The organism is Roseobacter sp. (genome assembly GCF_039970775.1).
Taxonomy (GTDB): domain Bacteria; phylum Pseudomonadota; class Alphaproteobacteria; order Rhodobacterales; family Rhodobacteraceae; genus Roseobacter.
The window spans coordinates 1-18,591 of record NZ_JBDVLG010000010.1; the positions used below are offsets into that span (position 1 = coordinate 1).

The following is an 18,591-nucleotide window of genomic DNA, read 5'->3' on the forward strand; positions in this document are numbered from 1 at the left end:
TGCTTGCGCCTAAGCCCACTGGTTAGCGCGATCCGCACCGCATCCTGGCGGAATTCGTCCGTCCGTTTCAGTCCCATAGTAAATCTCCTTTGGTGCAGTAAATGCTATCAAAAGAGCGGTATCAAACCGCGACAGGTCCAAACAACCGCCGGGAAGTTAATGTGACAACACCCTCTTTACCGATGCTGCGCAGTGCACGGACGTTCTCTATCTGCGGCCGTTAATTCAAGAGCGTATTTCAGTCTCATCGGGCTCATGGTTCTCTCCGAGGTCGGCGCTGCCGCCTCATAATGGCGTCGGGGACTGGTGCCTCAAAAAGGTCTGCTGCGAGGTCGCCTGTTTTCAGGCGCATCGACATTCGACAGCGAGGTCATCCGGCCACCGTCCCGATGGGATGTCTGTACACCCGGACGGGCGTATTCCATTTTGGGCTATTTCATGCAGGCAGCTCCTCTTTGGTCCACGCAAAGGTTGTGCCGTCGCGCCAAATGCGGGTCATGATGACAGCCAGTTTTCGCGCTCTCGCAACAATGGCTTTTTTCATTCCCCTTCGTGCGACAAGTCGCATGGCCCATGCTTTAAGCGGTGAGAAGCGCGACACACGCTGGATGAGGATGTTGGCGGCTTCATAAAGCAGTTTGCGCATGGCCCCATCCCCGCGTTTTGAGATGCGCCCCGACCAATCCGTTTCGCCAGATTGATGCCGTCTCGGGGTTAATCCCAAGTACGCGCCAACTGCGCGAGCCCAGCAGCATCTGATTTGTCAGACTTATTCATCCGCGCTGACAACACCTTATGAGCTGCCCGTGCTTCAATGCAGACCACGGGTGCGCCTCGCTTGACCAGTTCTCGTGTTAACCAGATCGACAGCGGGCCGGACTCGTGAACGATCTTCTCAACGTCATCAACTTCAGAAGCTATCATGTGCACAATTTCATCAGGGTCTGTCACACAGGTCCCCTCAAACAAGATCCCGCCCGCATCATCCACAATGCAAAGGGCACATTCCTTTTGGGCGACATCAATTCCAACCTAGCGTTTCATGGTCGTTCTCGTCTGGCTTCAGGGTTCCTCCATCGACAGTAGCGATGTTTGAAACCTCACAAGCTGGATTCGCCGCAGATACGCCATGTCTGCTATCGCGAGAGAGCCAAAAACGTTCAACAACTGCTTGGGTTTTGGGAGGGGTTTTTGACAGCGCAAATCGATGAGGTTTGCGGCCGTGTCAAAAAGGAGGGTTTGTGGAAGTTCTATTTGAAATATTCTTTTCCAAATCCAGCATGGTCAAATCGGTCCCATATTTTTTCATGCAACCTGCCGCTATTAAGCGGGAGGCAATGTTTTAAAAAATACCAGGCTAGGTAGTTTTCAAATCCGGATTTCCGGGACAATTCCGTCTTAAGCGCATGAGCGAAATTATCAGATGACTTTACCGTTGTGACAAAGTGGTGGAAATCAGATTTTCCAAACAGAATTGCAGGGACTTTGTGCATAAACCCTTCAAGGGCGACGGTTGAGTTCACAGATACTGTCGCAATACTCTTACATAGAATGTCATGAACATTGGCATTCGTGACATGTATGCGCTCATCATTACGTGCTAACTCACGCATCATTTGCAAGCCTAATTCATCGCTAACCAAGGGGTGCGGTTTGACGACTATTGGGCGATCACCCGCTTGGTTTTGGACTGCGAGTAGCATTTCAATATCTGAAAATTTTGTAGCACCTGCGGCTGCGGGGTATTGCCCTTGAAAGAATACCGAAATCGCGCCTGTGGGAATAGATTGGATGTCGTTCGGTTGCCCATACTTGGAGCGCCGTTTATGTAGATACCGCTTTGTCAGATTGTCAAAAAAGATATTTGCTCTGTTGGGGCCAACTGACGCGGGGTCATAGACTTCACCACCAATTGACGAGAATGCTTTCGTTCCAATCAGGTCAAGGTGCCAATATTCCCAAAAATAAGCGACGCCTGCGTTCAATACTCCTTTCGCTTCGATGGAACGGTCATCAATGACATGAAGATTACCGTCTTGAAAACGTTTATCGTTAACGCTTCGGATACCTACTTTCAGGCCCTTGTCGCGGATTTGTATTTCACAGACGATGCCGGCGTCGGCGCACAATTCTCGAATTTCACGATAAAGTCGCAGATGCCAACCGTTGAGTTCGGGTGAAGCATCGCCACTTTTTAAATGTAAGATTATTTTGGACAAGTCAGCTTCTTACCCTCAATTGGTTAGCTGATGCTAGGGGGATTGAGGTCACAACTACAAGCCCTACGAAGCAAACCACAACGGTGTCATTTTGAGGTCTGCTTTAACGGGCGTTGTTGCATGGATCAGCTTACGTCTGATACGAAAGGCTTCTGTTTCATTCAGAATTCTGTAATTGCCGCACAAGTTCAATGCCGTCCATCGTGACAAGATCCCGAAGCAAAAATATTGTGTGACCAATTGGTCTGAATACAATGAGGGCTTACGACGCCGTGGTGATTTGACGGTTGACACCACCTTCGGCCTTATCTAATCAAAGTGCCCTCAAAATCCGGCTTTGCGCGGATGGGTTTTCTTTAGACTGGCGAGGTAGGACGGATGGTCGACCATCCCGCTGGGCCAGGTTTTGTTGGCATCATCGGCCAGCAACGCCAGTTGCCTCAGATACTTCGCGCCATGTGAATACCCTTCGTTTTGCCTGTGCGATGTACCGATGGCGGCGCTAAGGCCTCTCATTTGGCTCACGCAAGTAGTCTACTGAGGCTTCAAGTTCTTTTGCAACCCGTTTGATCACGCCATCTGCCGTCGGCAAATATTCAAATCGCCCTTGCCGTCCCGTCGATATGATTCCGAGTGCAGAAATCTCGGCTAATCGAGACTTTAAATTCGCCTCAAAGCCGAGCAAGTAAACGGGGTAGGCGGCTTCAACAATGTCATGTCCTTCTAGCTTGAGCCCGCTCGCAACGCCTAACTCCTCCAAATGCCGCCTTACATCTTCAAAGGCTTCTGCTGCCTCCAAAGGGCGTTCAAAAGGTTGCGTCAATTCGACCGAAAAGAACGCACGCTTGAGCGATATCTCTGGATAAATCCGCGAATACACTGTGATCCTCTTCCAAAGCCCGTCGGTGTGAAAGTTGAAGAGCACATTGCCGGACGATTCATTCAAATATTCAGCTGACACAAATAACGTGAGTAGATCCAAAGACTTCAAACCAGAGCTTTGCCCGAAGGCGGCTTTGTAGATGGTGTCGATCGGTGCCGTATTTACAACTGAATGTGCGGCGATCGTGCCCTTGGAGGTTTCAAATTCATACAGATCTCCTGCACGCTTGAGCCTAGCCACTTCGCAGTCCATTAGGAACCTCACACCGCGTGCTTCGAGTTCGATGCGGACAGCATCGTACATGGCATCGAACCCTTCGCGGGGCCGGACATAGAGGGAAGGACGTATCGCTTCGGGCTGCGAACCCGGAGCAAGCAGCTTTACCGCCGAGCGAAACAGCGCAGACCATCGCGTTGAGCTGGCAATAAAATTCATACGCTTTTCAAAAAAGCTCTCGTCAAGCTTGCTTGGAGTGATGTGATGGAAGCGTGTGATATAGCTCTTGAGGCCCGTTCTCTCAAAGAACCTCGGGCCCAAACGCGTCAGACAAATCCTTTCAAGGGTGCCATTGCGTTTGGCAAACAGCCTGTAGGCGAACATCTCCAAAATAGCCCATGTTGCAGAGCGTTTCGACCACGTAAGCAATTCTGCCGGCCTGATCGGGTATCTTGCTAAAGACCCTTCCTGATTGATCCGCATTTGCTGTCTTTGAACCATGGGGCAGTTCGACTTCAGATTAGCGGCCAATTGGAAGACTTTTGAAGATCGTTCAAAAAAGACGCTACCTACGTCGAATGTGTAGGGTCCAATGCTGTGCGACCTATGGGCTCCGCCGCAGCGTTCTTCTTTTTCGATAACCAAGACTGTCAGGCCGGCTTCCGATAGTGTCTTTGCAGCGGTTAAACCGGCGACACCGGCCCCCACAACCACAACAGAATAGGTCATCTCGTTCTCTCCAGGCGCCAAATAAGAAGCGCCAATCTCTCGTTCGCCGCAAGTGCGCCACTAGCAGCCAGTTCCCGCGCAGAGACACCTACACCACGCGATATAAAAAGGTCTACGAGGCCGTGGACGAATTTACGCCAGAGCCTGTCTAAAAAATGCGCAGTCGCTCAGGGGGTTGGGCGCTAAAATATAGCCAAACTGATTTGGGACCGTAGGAGCATGCTCTTTCAGGGGGCCGCTAAAATCATGGACATGTGCTTTGTTATCGATGTTTGCATGACGATTATGATTGAGATTTCGTAGGTCTGTTCGTGTTGAACCCTGCGGATATTCAGGGGCTACGATGGGCGCGGGCCTTGCCAGACCTGGCCCAAGGCCGAACGGCTAAGAATTAGGCGAAAAGTCGAAAATGTTCCACAATGCAGAACGGTCTTCTGAATTTATTTGACATGTTGCCTGTGCCAGTGAAGTTTCCGACTCGCAAAACCCGCCGTATGCATTGACCTGTTCGCGGCCAAAACCACAATAGGGAGTAACGCAATGTCCGCTACCAACTTCAACAGACGGAAGTTTCTCAAACATTCCACGGCCGCTGCAGGTTTACTAACACTTGCTGCACCCGCGTTGATCACAAAAGCGTCAGCCGCTGCGAAACACACGCTGACATTTGGCCACACATTCGGTGCTGCCACTGAAAACTACATGATCACTGGCCTGGCTCAGTTCAAAGCCGCAGCTGAAAAATACGCCGAGGGCGAGCTGCTTGTCGACATTCACGAGGCAGGCAGCCTGGGCGGTCAAAACGTGCTGCCGCAAAAGGTTCTGACCGGCGCCATCCAAGGGTGCCAACTGTCTACAGGGAACTTTGTAAACTATTCCGAAGTCTACAATATCTTGGATTTCCCGTACCTTTTTGCCTCGAACCAACAGTTTGAGAACACGATCCAGAAAGAAGGTTTCCGCGATTCCGCTTTCCTGTCGGCGCCTGCGTCTAACGGGTTCCAGGTTGTTCCGGGGATGTGGGCGAATGCCGGTTTCCGTGTTCTGGGGGTCAGTAAGAAAATCGACAGAGTCGTCAAAACACCCGAAGACCTTGAGGGTCTGAAAGTGCGCACCAACGGCACACGCGTCGAAGATGTGATGTTCAAGCTGACCTCTGCCAGCCCAGTGTCGATCGCATGGGGCGAGGCCTATCAGGCCATGCAACAAGGTGCGGCTGATGCATTGAGCGTGGGGCTTGGGCCACTGACCGCCACCAAGATCCACGAGACCCTGTCCAGCGCGACCCTGTACGAGCTAAACTTCAATTGCCACATCACCACGCTCAGCAAACGTTGGTTTGACGGCTTGCCGCCCCACATTCAAGAGGCGATCATGCGGGCCGGGCGCGAAAGCTATGAGTTCCAGCGCACCGAACAGCTGAAAGCCAACGACACCATGGTCAAGCTGTGGCAGGATTCTGGCATTGAAGTCACGCAGCTTCAGCAAGGTGAAAAAGACGTCTGGGTCGAAACCATGGGCCATCAGCGCAGCGAATATGACGCGTTGAAAGATGCCTTTGGGCGTGAAGCGTTCGACAAAATCGTCGAACTGCAAGCCTGATCCAAATCAGAAAGCGCCCGGATCTTGTCCGGGTGCTTTCCACCAGAAAAGCACATCAAAACATGACTTCACAGTTTCGCAGCGTACTCCGCTTTCTAGACGGACCTTTCGTCCGTTGGTTTATCATCCTTGCCTACGCGTATTTCTTTTTGATCATCATCAGTGAAGTCGCGATGCGCTATTTCTTTGCGCATTCAACAACATGGGGCGAAATGACGGCGCGCTACGCCTTCGTCTATTTTGCATATTTCGCAGCCGCCGAGGCCTTCCGCCACGACGAACACATCCGCATTGACCTGATCCCCAACTGGTTGGGGCCGCGCGCGCGTAACCTGCTGGAAACCTACATCGACCTGCTGTGTGTCGCGATTTCTATCGCGGTGATCTGGTATTCTATTCAATTGATGCAAATTCAACAGATGGCCAACATTCGCATGCATGCCCTGCCGGTGAACCTGTCGTGGGCGCAACTGGCGCTGCCGCTTGGCTGGGGTCTGATGATTATCCGCATTGGTCAACGGTTGGGGCGTCGATACGCGCCCAATTATTTTGAACCACTGCCTACACAAGCTGCTGGTCATGGGGGAATTTGATCATGGATAATTCTCAAATCGCAACGATCGTCATGGTTTTGATGGTCTTTCATCTGGTCATCGGGCTGCCGCTTTTTGTTGTGCTCGCTGTTGGCTCATTGTCACTGATGTTGCTGACGGGCGCCTATTCCCTCAGCAGTCTCAGCACGACCCTTTTCGCCAGCCTCGACAGTTGGGCACTGCTTGCCATGCCGCTGTTCATTCTGGCCGGTGAGATTATCTCACGCGGGCGCATCGCCCGTGACTTGATCAACCTAGGCGAAGCGCTTGTGGGTTGGTTGCGTGGCGGTCTGGGTATGGCCACGATCTTTGGGTGCTTCTTTTTCGCAGGCACCAGCGGGTCCAGCTCGGCTGATACGGCCACCATCGGTAAAATCATGGTGCCAGCCCTCAAAGAAAAAGGCTATGATCCCAGCTACGCAGCCTCTCTGGCGGCCTCTGGTGGTATCCTGGGGGTCATCGTGCCGCCCAGCCTGATTTTCATCATCTACGGCATCGCCACGGCGACATCGGTTGGTGACCTGTTCGTTGCGGGTATCCTGCCGGGGTTCATGATCGCCTTTGGCCTTTGTGTCGCCAACTATCTGGTCTGCCGGTTCGGCGTCTGGGGCGCCAGCGAACGCAACGCATTTTCCGGCTCCAACGCGCTCAAAGCTCTATGGCAGGCCCGCTACGGGTTCGGCGCGCCGGTGGTCATTTTGGGCGGGATCTACGGCGGGTTCTTTACCCCCACAGAAGCCGCTGCCGTGGCCGTCGGATATGTGTTCTTGGTGGAACTGGTCTTGGTCCGTGAAATCAGGTTTAGCGAAATCGGCGATATCTTTACCGCAGCTTCGCGCACAACCGGTATTCTGGCGCCCATCATTGCGTTTTCGATCCTGTTTGCCGAGGTTCTCGCGATCTTGCGCGTGCCCAGCACCATCGTCGAGGTCTTTACGTCGTTTGACGCCAGCTTTGCGGTTTCTGTCGGGTTGATCGTGTTGATGTTGCTGGTCATTGGGTGCCTGTTGGAACCCATCGCCGCCATTTTGGTGATCATGCCGATCCTTTACCCCATTGGGCAACAGCTTGGGTTTGACCCGGTGCATTTTGGGGTGTTCGTTGTGTCGACACTGTCGGTTGGCTTTATTACGCCACCTGTGGGGATCAACCTCTTTGCCGCCTCAGCGGTCAGTGGTGAACCCTTTATGCGGATCGCCGTGCGCGCAATACCAGCGTTTGTGGCACTGATCGCCATCTGCTTTGCGATCGCGTTCATGCCCTCCGTGATCTTGTGGTTTAGATAATCACGAAGGGCAGGGGGCCTTCAGTCGCGCGAGACTTGCGCGGCCAGCTTGATCCGCTGGATCTTGCCAGAAGGCCCCTTGGGCAGCGCGTCGAAAACATGCACATGATCGGGGGCCTTAAAGCTGCCGATCTTGGCAATACAATGGGCAACAAGACTGGCGCCGTCCATATCGGTGCCTTCTGTCAACACAACGCCCGCCTCGACCTTTTCCCCGTAATGCGGGCAGGGTAGGGCAAACGCGGCCGCCTCGATCACATCGGGGTGGCTGTAGAGGGCATCGTCGATTTCACGTGGGGCGATGTTTTCACCACCCTTGATGATCAGCTCTTTCAGACGGCCCGTGATAAACACATAGCCGTCCGCATCCATCCGCCCCAAATCACCGCTGCGCAGCCATCCGTCACTGGTTAGGCTGTCACGGGTGGCTTTTTCATTGTAGAGATATTCGCGCATGACGTTGGGCCCACGTACCAACAGTTCGCCTTCTTCGCCGGGCGGCATTTCTTGGCCCAGCGGGTCTGCGATGACCACCTCATTGCCAAATGCGATACCGGGCGATCCGATTTTGCGCGTACCGGGCGGCAATGGGTTCGACAAAATCTGCGCCGCGGTTTCTGTCAAACCCATGGTTTCGACAATGGGCACGCCAAAGGCGGCCTCAAACGCGGTCTGGACATCGGGCGACAAAGGCGCAGAGGCCGAGCGCGCAAACCGTACACCCGCAGGCGGTTCGGACAGTTTGACCTCGTGCAGCAAATACGAGATTTGCGTCGGCACCAGTGACAACCACGTGCACCGGGTCTCAACCACGGTTTCCCAAAACGTCGACACTCGGAATTTGGGCGGGATCACCACACTGCTGCCAGACACAAGCGACCCTAACAGGCTCACACACAGCCCATTGATATGATAGAGCGGCAAGACACACAGCGCCCGATCATCAGGCGTTAGCACATGCGCCAAAACCGCGTTTGCGCCCCCGGCCAGCAAATTGCCATGGGTTAACACAACGCCCTTGGGTCGCCCCGTGGTGCCAGAGGTGTACATCAACAGGCCATCTGCGCTGGCGGCGATATCGGGGTATGATATCGGGCTATGAATAAAAGCATCTGGGCCAATTTGCAGCAATTCCGGCGGGGTTTCCTGCCCGGACAAGGCCGAGGTCACCAGCTCTTTGGCGCCCTCATCGTGCAAAACCAGACGGGATTTGGAATGATCCAACACATAAGAAACAGTTTCCTGCCCCGCGACCAAATTCACCGCAACGGTCAAGTACCCGCCATAGAGCGCACCCAAAATCACCAAGGCGGCGTCTATCCCGTTGGACATGGCATAGGCGACGCTTTGGCCCGGTTGCACGCCCTGTGCGGCGATCAAGGCGGCCACGGATCTGGCGCCGGCATCTGCCTCGCGGTAGGTTAGGGTTTGGCCGGTTTCATCAATTAAATATGGCGCATCGGGGGTTTCGTCGGCCCGTTTTGCCAACAGGCTGCGCACCGAATGGTCGGCGATCAGCGGGGTCGCGAAATTCATGTTCATGCCCCCACCGCATCCCAATAGGTTTGAAAGATATCGGGCAGGCCGGGTTCATTCGCGGGGATCGGACGCACGACCTTGGTTGTGTTCATGAAATGGGTGTAATTGAGGTTTTCATCAATCGAATTTCCGCCCCATGACCCACAGCCCATCGACAGTGAAAACGGCAACCCGTTTTCAAATGACCCGCCGGTGGCAAAGGTATGCGCCTGGTTCACGATCACCCGGCACACGGGAAGCTTTAGCCCCAAGGTCACGGGCCGGTCTGCATCGGTGCTGTGCAGACCAATCGAATGCCCCGCACCTTGATGTTGCAAAATCCGCTCGGCCGTTGCGACCGCGCCTTCGTAATCGGCTGCCCGGTAAAGCGAGATCACCAACGAGAGTTTCTCGCCAGATTCAGGGTGGTCCGCGCCGATCCCCTCTGCGGGTAATATCAAAAACCGCGCGGTTGTGGGCGCATCGACGTGAACACCGGTCACGTCGATCACTTGGGTCACATCACGGGCGATGATCTGCCGGTTCAGGTGCCCGCCTTGAAACAACGTCGATTTCAGGGTGTTCTGGTCAGGCGCGCTGAGCATGCGCCCCCCCGCGCGCGTCAATTCGGCGACAAACGCATCATAGATGGCATCCACTACAACCAACGCGTTTTCCGACGAACACGACGTGGCGTTGTCAAAGCTCTTGGAGGCTGCGATTTTATCGGCTGCCGCCGCCAGATCTGCGGTTTCGTCTACGATCACGGTGGCATTGCCCGCCCCCACACCAATGCACGGCGTCCCCGACGAATAGGCCCGGCGCACGTTGTCCTGACTGCCGGTGACCACCAACAGGTCGGCCATTTCCATCAAGGCTTGGGTCTTGTCCTTGGCGGCGGGGGCGGGCAGCAATTGCACCAGATCCACGGGCAGGTCTAGTTTGCGCAGTTCCGCATGGATATACCCGACGAGCTTTTCGCACACGCGGACGCCCTTGGGCGAGGGGGCCAGAATAATCGCATTGCCGCATTTCAGCGCGTTGATCGTATTGTTGACCGGCGTCGCCACCGGGTTGGTCGACGGCACGATGGCCGCAATTACCCCGATGGGGCGCGCAATTTCGGTCAGCCCGATTTTGGTATCTTGCGCCAGCACACCGCAGGTCTTTTTGCCTTTGACGTCGCGCAACAGGCCCAACGTCTTGCGGTGGTTCTTGGTGATCTTATCCGCCACATTCCCAAGGCCGGTGTTGGCCACCGCCATTTCCGACAGTTCCTTGTTGCGGGTGGGGTCCAACAACGCCCACCCGACCGCAGTGGCGGCAAGGTCGTACCGCTCCTGTGTTGCGCCCTGTTCAAACAGGCGTTGTGCTGCGCGCCCCCGGTTGATGAGGGCCCCAATCACGTCGGTCACAGAAGGGTCAGAAGCGTTCATTTTGGTCGTCCTTGGTTAGTGTGCAGGGGTAGGGGGTGCCAACTGGCGTTGTTTGATGTGCCAGATCATCCACAAGATAAAGCAGATAGGCGTCACAAGGTGCAGTGCGATGCTGTCCACAAAGAGCGTTAGAACAAACACAACCGGCCCAACGACAGCGATAACCTGGCGTTCGGCGCGGCCCAGCAACCGGCCGGGTATGGCCCCGTAGGTGGCCGCCGACAGCATGATGGTGGCAAAGAAATAAGCGCCAATCATGGCAAAGGTTTCAAACGTGATGTTCGGAAAGCCGAGGATATTGGGAAAAGCCACAAACAAGAAGGGCAGCAAAAAGCACACGCCTCCGAGTTTGAAACATTCCCATGCGGTGCCCATAAACGTCCCGTTTGAGATGCGGATGGCCGTTAGGATGCCCACCGCTACCGGGGGCGACAGGGTCGAGAAGATCGCAAAGTAAAAGCCATAGAAATTGGCCACCAGCGGTTCGATCCCCAGATCAATCAGGGATGGCACCACCACAATCGCGATCAGCGCGTAGGCCGCCGGTGTGGGCAGACCCATCCCGATGACCAGCGACACCAGCATGCCAAGGATCAGACCAATCGCGAGGTTCCCTGCGGAGGCTTCGATCATCAGCCGGCCCAACGACAGACCTGTGCCCGTCGTCACCAGCATTTGCACGATGATCCCGATGGCCGATAAGATTACAGTCAGCTTGGCGCCTGCCAATGCCCCTTCGAGGAACCCACCCAGAAGGTTGTGCCAATTTGGGCGGTATTCTTTGGGGCGCAGGTAGCTGAGGCCCACGGCCAGAACGATACCCCAAAAGCCACCCATCGGCGGGGAATACCGCATGAGCAGCAGCGTGATCAGCACGCTGAACGAGATAATAAACGACGGGGCGATCCAGCCGATGAGCCGCCAATCCACCGCTTGGCGGTTGAACGGGATCTTGCGCGACGCCGCGATCAGGCAGACGATACCCGACAGCACCGCAAAGAGATACAAGATAGCAGGGACAATCGCCGCCGTGGCGACTTCGATGTAGGAAATTCCCAAAATCACGCTCATCAGGAACGCGCCAAGCCCCATGATGGGGGGCAACAGCTGGCTGCCGGTCGAGGCCAGAACCTCGATGGCGCCCGCCTCGTTGCGGGTGAACCCAGTGCGTGTCATCGTGGGGATGGTCATCGACCCGGACAGCGCGATATTGCTAACAGATTGCCCGGTGACCATGCCGATCAGCAGGCTGGCCGTGGTGGCCGAATAGGCCACGCCGCCGCGAAACAGATTGCCGATGGCGTTTCCGATTTCGCCGAACATATCGATGATCCGCGTGCCATGCAGCGTGCCGCCATAGACCAGCAACAAAAAGATCACATCCGCCGACAAGGGCGCATAGTTCAGCACACCACGCGGCCCGCCCATACCTGCCAGATAGCTGACGATCAGGTTCGCGTCGTATTTACGGCTGGTGGCCAGATCGCCCGGCAACATGTGCCCAAACGCAAAATAGGCGGCGGCGGCGATACAGATCAACGCAAGGGCCGGCCCCCATGTGATCCAGGCTACGGATAAGATTGCAAAGACCAGAAGCAGGCCAAACACAAAGTCGGTGGAGGAGATGAACGGTTGCGAGAATTCAAGCACTTTGGCCTGATCAATAAAATACAGCCCCGATGCGGCGATGGCTATCAACAGCAGCCCCGCAAAGACCGTCAGCAGCCGGTTGGTGGCATATTTCACCACCATGACTTCGGCGAGCACCAGCATGAAAATAAGCGAGACGTGGATGGTATAGTGTTCCATCGCGCCCGTCAGCGAGGCCCAGACCGTCGCACAGCTGTAGCCGATCAGCGCGATGGCGACGGCCACCAACAGGCCGCGCAGGATCAACGGGGAAGGGGTGTCGGTTGGAAGGTCGATGTCAGGTTGCGTCGTCACGTGGCGTACTCACCGGGTTAGATAAATCGGGTTGGAAAAAAGATCGGGCCCCTGCCAAAGCAGAGGCAAAGGCCCGACAAGTGGGGAGATTATTTGACGAGACCCAGCTCTTTGTAAGCGCGCATCGCACCGGGGTGGATCCGCTCTGGGTTGGTCCGCGCCATGTTGGCGATGGAATCCGCATCCCAGATGCCACCAACGGCGTTATATTTTGCCACGGTTGGACCCATGGTCACCCACAGTTTGGTGAACTCATACGCCATCTCTTCGGGAAAATCCTTGTGGGCGCTTAGCAGCACGTTGTTGCCCACAGTTGTGACCGGCTCTGGCTGGTTGCTCATGGTGTTGGCAGGTAGTTCGCGCACCATAAACGGCGCCCCGGTTTTTTCGACATAGGCCTCGATATCTGTCGGATCGATAGATACGAAATGCCAGTCGCGGCCAGAGCTTTCCAAGGTCTTAAACGGTCCGGCCTCTAGGTTGTTTTTCAACCCAAGCGCCGAGTGCAACACAACCGTGCCCACATCTGCACGCCCATCCAGCAGGGCCTCGACGTTGGCATTCGGGCCAAGCGGGCTGTAGCTGGCAACCTTGTCCATCAGGCCCAAACCTTCGACCATGAGACGCTGGTGCATACCCCATTCGTTCTGGCTCAGCAGACCTGTGGCGATGCGCTTGCCTTCAAAATCGCTGGGCCCCTGAATTTCAGGATCTGTCGCAACAAAGAGGTTCGAACTTTGGGTCATGGTCCCAATGACCCGGAAATCTTTGGCCGCTTCCAGTGGTTCGGGAAAGAACGGCGGTACACCATTTGCCGCAGCCCATTCGACGACTTCACCCGATCCGATCAATGTGTTTTTCCACAGGTCAGGGTTGGATGCGAAGTAACGCACGTTGTAGACGAACCCAGGTGTTTCAACGGCGACTGGGCGCAGGCTGTCGTGGAAGTCCGGCGCATAGGTTTGCACCGTGGCCCATGCCAAATACGGGCCGGTGCCTGTGGGCGACACCATGATGTCGACGGTATCTTCGGCAACCGCCTGAACTGCGGCGAGCGCGGCAACGCCGACCAGCGCTGCCTTGGCCGAGGCCAGTGTGATATGTTTCATGCAAAGCATCCCTGTTGAGTGTGTCACGCCTGTGGTGGCGCGTTATTTCGCAAAAGGCGCAGTCAAAAGTCAGACAGAACGTCCCCCAGACCAACCGCACGGCGAAAGACTGGTGCAATCTTGGGGCATTTGCATAATATTAACTTTGTTCAGGGGCCATAGGGAAAAGCTATGAGGTACACGTTACGCCAACTTACCTATTTTGTAGCGGCCTCCGACCACGGGTCGATCTCGAATGCCGCGCGTGTTTTGAATGTCTCACAGCCTTCGATTTCCAACGCGATTATTCAGCTGGAAAAACAGTATTCCGTGTCGTTGTTTCTCCGCCGAAACTCGAGCGGGGTGCGCCTGACGCCGTCGGGCGAACTATTGTTGCGCGAAGCCCGCAGTATCCTTGCCCATGCCAACGATTTCGAGGCCTTGGCCACCAGCGTGGTGAATGAGGTCACGGGCGATATCCGGGTGGCGTGTTTCGTCAATATCGCGCCGGTTTATATGGCTTCCGTCACCCGTTTGTTCCAAGAGAAATACCCCAATACGCATGTGGACATGATGATAGGCAACCAACAAGAGGTGTTCGACGCGATCGATTCAGGTCGGTACGAATTGGGCCTGACATTTGATCTGGATCTGCCGCAAGACTACCGCATCGACTATTTCGCCAGCTTCCCGCCGCAGCTGATCTTGCCGGTTGGGCACCGGTTCGCAGGCAAACCCGCCGTGCCGTTAAAGGAGATGCAGCAAGAGCCGTTTGTGTATCTTGATCTGCCCCATTCCAGCAGCTATTTTTTCTCGCTGTTCACCAGTCAGGGCCTGCAGGTTCAGCGCACGGTGCCCGTGGCTTCGTTTGAGACGATACGGTCTTTTGTGGGCAACGAACTTGGGTTTTCGATCCTGAACCTGATGCCCAAAAATCAACGAAACTATGATGGAACCCGCGTGCAATATGTCCCGATTGAAGGGGCTCACCGGCCCTTGAACCTGTGCGCCATTAGCCTGAAACGCAATATCTACCGGCGGTCGACCTTGGCTTTCATTGATCACCTAAAGGACTTTTTCTCAAAAGCTTAGGGGTGGGGAATTTTCGTCAAGTTGCGACAGATCAAGCTGTGTAACCACATCCTCGGTACAACGTAAAAAGGATTTGATCCGGTTCATCTGGCGTAAATCCGGGTGGGTCAGCAGCCACAGATCCAACGTCCATTTGTCCGGCCTGCTTTTGAGGCAGACAAGGTGTGGGTCCGTCGTGGCCAGAAAATGCGGCAGAAACCCGATGCCCATCCCGTGACGGATCGCGCCGAATTTGCTGATGAGACTGTCAAACCGTGTGCGCACGCGGGCGTTCGGAAATTCGCGCATGCGCCACTGGTTTGTCGTCACATGAGAGATCGAGTGATCGTCACCCACCCAGTCGAGCTGCTCTAGCCCCACATGCATGCCGAACTGATTGAGCAAGGTTTCGTGCACGTAAATTCCGTACCCCAATTTGGCGATTTTGCGACCCACCAGATTGTCAGGCGGGGTGCTGGCCGCCCGAAATGCCACATCGGCGTCGCGTTTTGTCAGCGATGCAAATTGCGGAGAAACCGACACCTCAATCTCAATACTGGGCTGGCGCTGGCGAAAGCTGTGCAAGACCGGCAACAAAAGGCTTTGCGCGATGAAATCAGAGGTCGCCAACCTGATTGTCCCCGATAGGCGCAGGTCCTGACCGGCCAGCCTGCGATACGCATCTTCGACGTCCTGATCGATGGCCAACGCCATGCGGCCCAGCTCTTCGCCCACCTCTGTGGGTTCATATCCGCGCGCGCCCCGGTGGAACAAAACAACGCCCATCCGTTGCTCAAACGCATTCAACCGCCGCAGAATGGTTGCGTGGTGCAGCGAGAGGATACGCGACGCCCCCGACAGCCCTTGGCCCTGCGTGATCGCGAGGACAAGACGCAGGTCTTCCCAATTGTGGTCCTGTGCGTTCATGTTTCCATCTGTTGAGTTTCGCACAGATAACCTCTCAAATTGGGGACTGGTGTGTCAATAATGATATGCGCTAGTTTTAGACAAGCCCCTGAAATAACGGCTGAAAAATTCAGCATTTTGCAAATAAGGACGAAACTGCATGGCAATCACGCTTTATGATGTTCCCAAGTCTGGCCACTGCCACCGCGCGCGACTCGCTGCCTCTTTGATGGGCGTGGACCTGAATTTGGTCCCCGTGATGGAGATGGAAGGCCAACGTCAGGGGGCTGAGTACCTTGCGATCAATCCGCTGGGTCAGGTGCCAACGCTTGTCGATGGCGACGCGACTGTGCGCGATTCCATCGCCATCATCCAACACCTCGAACGCACGCACGCGGCAGGCAAAGGTTGGATGCCAACCGACACGCAGCAACTGGCCGAAGTTGACGAATGGTTCGCAATCGCCGCGGGTGTGATGTTTCGGGGCCCGAACATGGCGCGCCTGATCAAGCTGTTCAAAATGCCCGGCGACCATGACGCCGCCGCCGCGATGAGCAAGAAACTGTTCGACCTGATGGAGGCACATCTTGCAGATCGCACGTGGCTTGTCGGTGACCGGGCCACGTTGGCGGATGTGGCCTGCTATTCGTATGTTGCGGTTTCGAACGAAGGCGAGCTTGATCTTGCACCTTACCCCAACATCTTGAAATGGTTGGTGTCTGTCGAAGCTCTGGACGGGTTCGTTGACATCCCACGGTCCTAAATCCCTGCGTGACGTCTGGCATGACGGCGAAAAACAAATGCACAATGCCCTTGGTGTCGCAGATCGTATGCGAGACCGGGGCAGCGTTGTTATTCGCGACCACATGCCAGACCAACACCGCGCGTTCTTTGCGGACCAACAGCTGGTTGTTCTGAGCGCGCTTGACACTGCCGGGCACCCTTGGCCGTTTCTGCGCAGCGGGCCTCAGGGGTTTATGACGTCGCCGTCGCCGGGGATGTTGTGCATCACGTCGCGGCCCACCGCGTTTGAACGGCCAGACCTTGATTTGACCGTCGGTGCCAAAGTCAGCGTCGTTGGCATTGAGTTTGAGACCAAGCGCCGCAACCGGCTGAACGGCACCATAGCGCAGGTTGAGGTCGATACCCTGTGGATCGCCGTAGATCAGAGCTTTGGCAATTGCCCGCGTTACATTCACGTGCGCGATGACCTGCGTGCAGCGGCCCCCGCCGCAGATCTGTCTGAAGGCCGTCATCTGAATGACCGCGATATCGCCCAGATAAATGCGGCTGACACGTGTTTTATCGCATCCCGTGCGCCGCAAATTGGCGCGGATCGGCGCGCGGGTGTTGATGTGAACCATCGCGGCGGGCGTCCGGGGTTTGTGCATGTGGCCAAGGACGGCCGCCTTGTGATCCCCGATTATGATGGCAATAAGTTCTTTAATACCATCGGTAATATCTTGCTGGACTCTCGGGTGTCCTTGATGTTCTTCGACTTTGACCGGGGTGATGTTTTGACCCTGTCAGGAGAGGCGCAGGTTGAACTGGATGCGGGCGCGCATGCGCAGACGTACGGCGCAGAACGGGTCATTCATGTCACGCCAACACATGTTGCACGGGCATTGGCGGCGCTTCCGGTCACTTGTACTCTCCGAGAATTATCGCGCGACCCACCCGCGCCCGGACTGACGAAGGAAACCCCATGACAGACCCTTGCGACCTATCCGCCGTTGATGCGCGGCGCCAAATTGCAGACGGGTCTTTGACCGTCAGCGCCCTGCTCGAGAGCTGCATCGCGCGGATCGAAGATCGCAATCCGCAGGTCAATGCCGTGGTCGCGACCTGCTATGACAGTGCCCGCGCGCAAGCCGCACAAATGGACAGCATACGCCCCACGCTTGCGGATTTGCCGGTATTGTTTGGATTGCCCGTGTTGATCAAAGATCTGATCGATACCGAAGGTTTGACCACCACCTACGGGTCGCTGTGTTTCCAAGGGCACATCCCCGAAACCGACGCTGGCATCATCACAAAGCTGCGTCAGGCGGGGGCCATTATTTTGGGCAAAACGAACACCCCGGAATTTGGCACAGGGGCGAACACCTTCAACAAGGTGTATGGCGCCACGCGGAACCCAGATAACACCGACCTCACCTGCGGGGGGTCTTCGGGTGGGTCGGCAGTTGCGGTGGCCTGCGGGATGGCGCCGTTGGCGATTGGGTCTGATTTTGGCGGCAGTTTGCGCATACCGGCCTCGTTTTGCGGCATCGTCGGGATGCGGCCAACGCCGGGGCGGGTGCCGTGTGGGGATTTAGCTATCGGGCATTCGCCATTGTGGACCGAAGGCCCAATGGCGCGTTCGGTCGCGGATGCGGCCCTTTGCATGACAGCGATAGAAGGATACACGCCTGACGATCCCCGCGCGGCGCCTTTATCTGCGCCCACGGGGCTGACGCCTGTGGCGCTTGACGGGCTCAAGGTGGGCGTGTCGGCAGATCTTGGGTTGGCCACGTTGGACCACGGCATTCGCAAAACCTTCGACGCGCTAGTTGCAACCTTGTCGCCGGATTTTGCCCAAACCGGCACCATTGCGCCCGATTTGTCGCCCGCCCCTGAGATTTTCAAAACCATTCGGGTGATGGATGTCTATGCCACCGCCCACGGGTTAAAAGAGCAACACGGCGACAAACTGGGCGATAACGTCCGTAACAACCTATCGTTGGCAGACAGCCTGACCTTTGTGGAAACCGCCAAGGCAAACGCCGCGCACACCGTCATTTTCAAAGAGTTCCAAAAGCTGTTCGACACCTACGACATCCTGATTTGCCCATCGACTGCGGTGTCGCCGTTCCCGGTGGACCAACCCTTCCCTGATCAAATCAACGGCGAACCGGTTGTGGATTATGTGGCGTGGTATGCGGTGACGTGGGCCTTGTCATTGATGGGGTGCCCGATTGTGTCGGTTCCGGCCGGGATGGACCACAAAGGCATGCCGTTCGGGCTTCAGGTTATCGCGCCCCGGCATCAAGACGCATTGGCCTTTAGCGTCGCAGCCGCCATCGAGACCAAGCTGAGTGGTACGCAAATCGCATAACCCA

17 protein-coding genes and 2 pseudogenes are annotated in these 18,591 nt (G+C 55.8%); 8 read left to right on the forward strand and 11 right to left on the reverse strand.

The genetic code is table 11. The features are described 5' to 3' along the window. Window positions 1–436: 436 nt before the first annotated feature. The 4 genes and pseudogenes from ABJH13_RS01960 to ABJH13_RS01975 form a co-directional block, all read right to left on the reverse strand. Complete coding sequence (locus ABJH13_RS01960) at window positions 437–646, reverse strand: hypothetical protein (RefSeq protein WP_348404599.1); 210 nt, start codon at window positions 644–646, stop codon at window positions 437–439. A gap of 15 nt (window positions 647–661) precedes the next feature. Further along, window positions 662–724: pseudogene (locus ABJH13_RS01965) on the reverse strand (hypothetical protein); the annotation flags it as partial. Further along, window positions 715–990 carry a transposase gene (locus ABJH13_RS01970; RefSeq protein WP_348404538.1) on the reverse strand — a complete coding sequence of 92 codons (276 nt, stop codon included), beginning with the start codon at window positions 988–990 and terminating at the stop codon, window positions 715–717. The pseudogene ABJH13_RS01965 and the gene ABJH13_RS01970, both read right to left, overlap by 10 nt. Before the next feature lie 260 nt (window positions 991–1,250). Continuing rightward, window positions 1,251–2,219: a hypothetical protein gene (locus ABJH13_RS01975; protein WP_348404539.1), complete on the reverse strand. Its 969-nt coding sequence runs from the start codon at window positions 2,217–2,219 to the stop codon at window positions 1,251–1,253. A 175-nt stretch (window positions 2,220–2,394) separates the two neighbouring features. Between ABJH13_RS01975 and ABJH13_RS01980 the strand changes: the two are divergent. Beyond that, window positions 2,395–2,508: pseudogene (locus ABJH13_RS01980) on the forward strand (IS5/IS1182 family transposase); the annotation flags it as partial. Between the two features lie 35 nt (window positions 2,509–2,543). Here ABJH13_RS01980 and ABJH13_RS01985 read toward each other — a convergent pair. After that, on the reverse strand, window positions 2,544–2,744 hold the full coding sequence (locus ABJH13_RS01985; RefSeq protein ID WP_348404540.1) for a hypothetical protein: 201 nt from the start codon (window positions 2,742–2,744) through the stop codon (window positions 2,544–2,546). After that, the gene (locus ABJH13_RS01990) at window positions 2,722–4,047 is read right to left on the reverse strand and encodes an FAD-dependent oxidoreductase (RefSeq protein ID WP_348404541.1); all 1,326 of its coding nucleotides are present in this window, start codon (window positions 4,045–4,047) and stop codon (window positions 2,722–2,724) included. The genes ABJH13_RS01985 and ABJH13_RS01990 overlap by 23 nt, the downstream gene beginning before the upstream one ends. A 540-nt stretch (window positions 4,048–4,587) precedes the next feature. On the opposite strand from ABJH13_RS01990, the gene ABJH13_RS01995 reads away from it, so the two are divergent. The 3 genes from ABJH13_RS01995 to ABJH13_RS02005 all read left to right on the forward strand — a co-directional run bounded on the left by ABJH13_RS01995 (window position 4,588) and on the right by ABJH13_RS02005 (window position 7,528). Further along, entirely contained in the window at window positions 4,588–5,649 is a 1,062-nt protein-coding gene (locus ABJH13_RS01995) for a TRAP transporter substrate-binding protein (RefSeq protein WP_348404542.1), read from the forward strand. Window positions 5,650–5,711: 62 nt separating this feature from the next. After that, window positions 5,712–6,242: a TRAP transporter small permease gene (locus ABJH13_RS02000; RefSeq protein ID WP_348404543.1), complete on the forward strand. Its 531-nt coding sequence runs from the start codon at window positions 5,712–5,714 to the stop codon at window positions 6,240–6,242. A gap of 2 nt (window positions 6,243–6,244) precedes the next feature. Beyond that, complete coding sequence (locus ABJH13_RS02005; protein ID WP_348404544.1) at window positions 6,245–7,528, forward strand: TRAP transporter large permease; 1,284 nt, start codon at window positions 6,245–6,247, stop codon at window positions 7,526–7,528. 20 nt (window positions 7,529–7,548) lie between these two features. Here ABJH13_RS02005 and ABJH13_RS02010 read toward each other — a convergent pair whose 3' ends face one another. From ABJH13_RS02010 to ABJH13_RS02025, 4 genes are all read right to left on the reverse strand, one after another. Continuing rightward, window positions 7,549–9,063, reverse strand: coding sequence for an AMP-binding protein (locus ABJH13_RS02010; RefSeq protein ID WP_348404545.1), 1,515 nt, complete (start codon window positions 9,061–9,063; stop codon window positions 7,549–7,551). Window positions 9,064–9,065: 2 nt separating this feature from the next. Further along, entirely contained in the window at window positions 9,066–10,481 is a 1,416-nt protein-coding gene (locus ABJH13_RS02015) for an aldehyde dehydrogenase family protein (RefSeq protein ID WP_348404546.1), read from the reverse strand. Window positions 10,482–10,496: 15 nt separating this feature from the next. Beyond that, a complete protein-coding gene (locus tag ABJH13_RS02020; protein ID WP_348404547.1) occupies window positions 10,497–12,425 on the reverse strand; it encodes a TRAP transporter fused permease subunit in 1,929 nt (642 codons plus the stop codon). An 89-nt stretch (window positions 12,426–12,514) separates the two neighbouring features. Continuing rightward, complete coding sequence (locus ABJH13_RS02025; protein ID WP_348404548.1) at window positions 12,515–13,534, reverse strand: TAXI family TRAP transporter solute-binding subunit; 1,020 nt, start codon at window positions 13,532–13,534, stop codon at window positions 12,515–12,517. A gap of 171 nt (window positions 13,535–13,705) precedes the next feature. Here ABJH13_RS02025 and ABJH13_RS02030 point away from each other — a divergent pair, with 171 nt between their 5' ends. Further along, entirely contained in the window at window positions 13,706–14,605 is a 900-nt protein-coding gene (locus ABJH13_RS02030) for a LysR family transcriptional regulator (protein ID WP_348404549.1), read from the forward strand. Here the strand turns inward: ABJH13_RS02030 and ABJH13_RS02035 are convergent. Further along, complete coding sequence (locus ABJH13_RS02035) at window positions 14,594–15,511, reverse strand: LysR family transcriptional regulator (RefSeq protein ID WP_348404550.1); 918 nt, start codon at window positions 15,509–15,511, stop codon at window positions 14,594–14,596. The genes ABJH13_RS02030 and ABJH13_RS02035 overlap by 12 nt on opposite strands. Window positions 15,512–15,650: 139 nt before the next feature. On the opposite strand from ABJH13_RS02035, the gene ABJH13_RS02040 reads away from it, so the two are divergent. From ABJH13_RS02040 to ABJH13_RS02050, 3 genes are read left to right on the forward strand one after another with little or no spacing between them, the layout of a single operon-like run. Further along, window positions 15,651–16,253, forward strand: coding sequence for a glutathione S-transferase N-terminal domain-containing protein (locus tag ABJH13_RS02040; RefSeq protein ID WP_348404551.1), 603 nt, complete (start codon window positions 15,651–15,653; stop codon window positions 16,251–16,253). After that, on the forward strand, window positions 16,234–17,199 hold the full coding sequence (locus ABJH13_RS02045; protein WP_348404552.1) for a pyridoxamine 5'-phosphate oxidase family protein: 966 nt from the start codon (window positions 16,234–16,236) through the stop codon (window positions 17,197–17,199). The genes ABJH13_RS02040 and ABJH13_RS02045 overlap by 20 nt, the downstream gene beginning before the upstream one ends. After that, window positions 17,196–18,587: an amidase gene (locus ABJH13_RS02050; RefSeq protein ID WP_348404553.1), complete on the forward strand. Its 1,392-nt coding sequence runs from the start codon at window positions 17,196–17,198 to the stop codon at window positions 18,585–18,587. The genes ABJH13_RS02045 and ABJH13_RS02050 overlap by 4 nt, the downstream gene beginning before the upstream one ends. The last annotated feature ends 4 nt before the right edge of the window (window positions 18,588–18,591 follow it).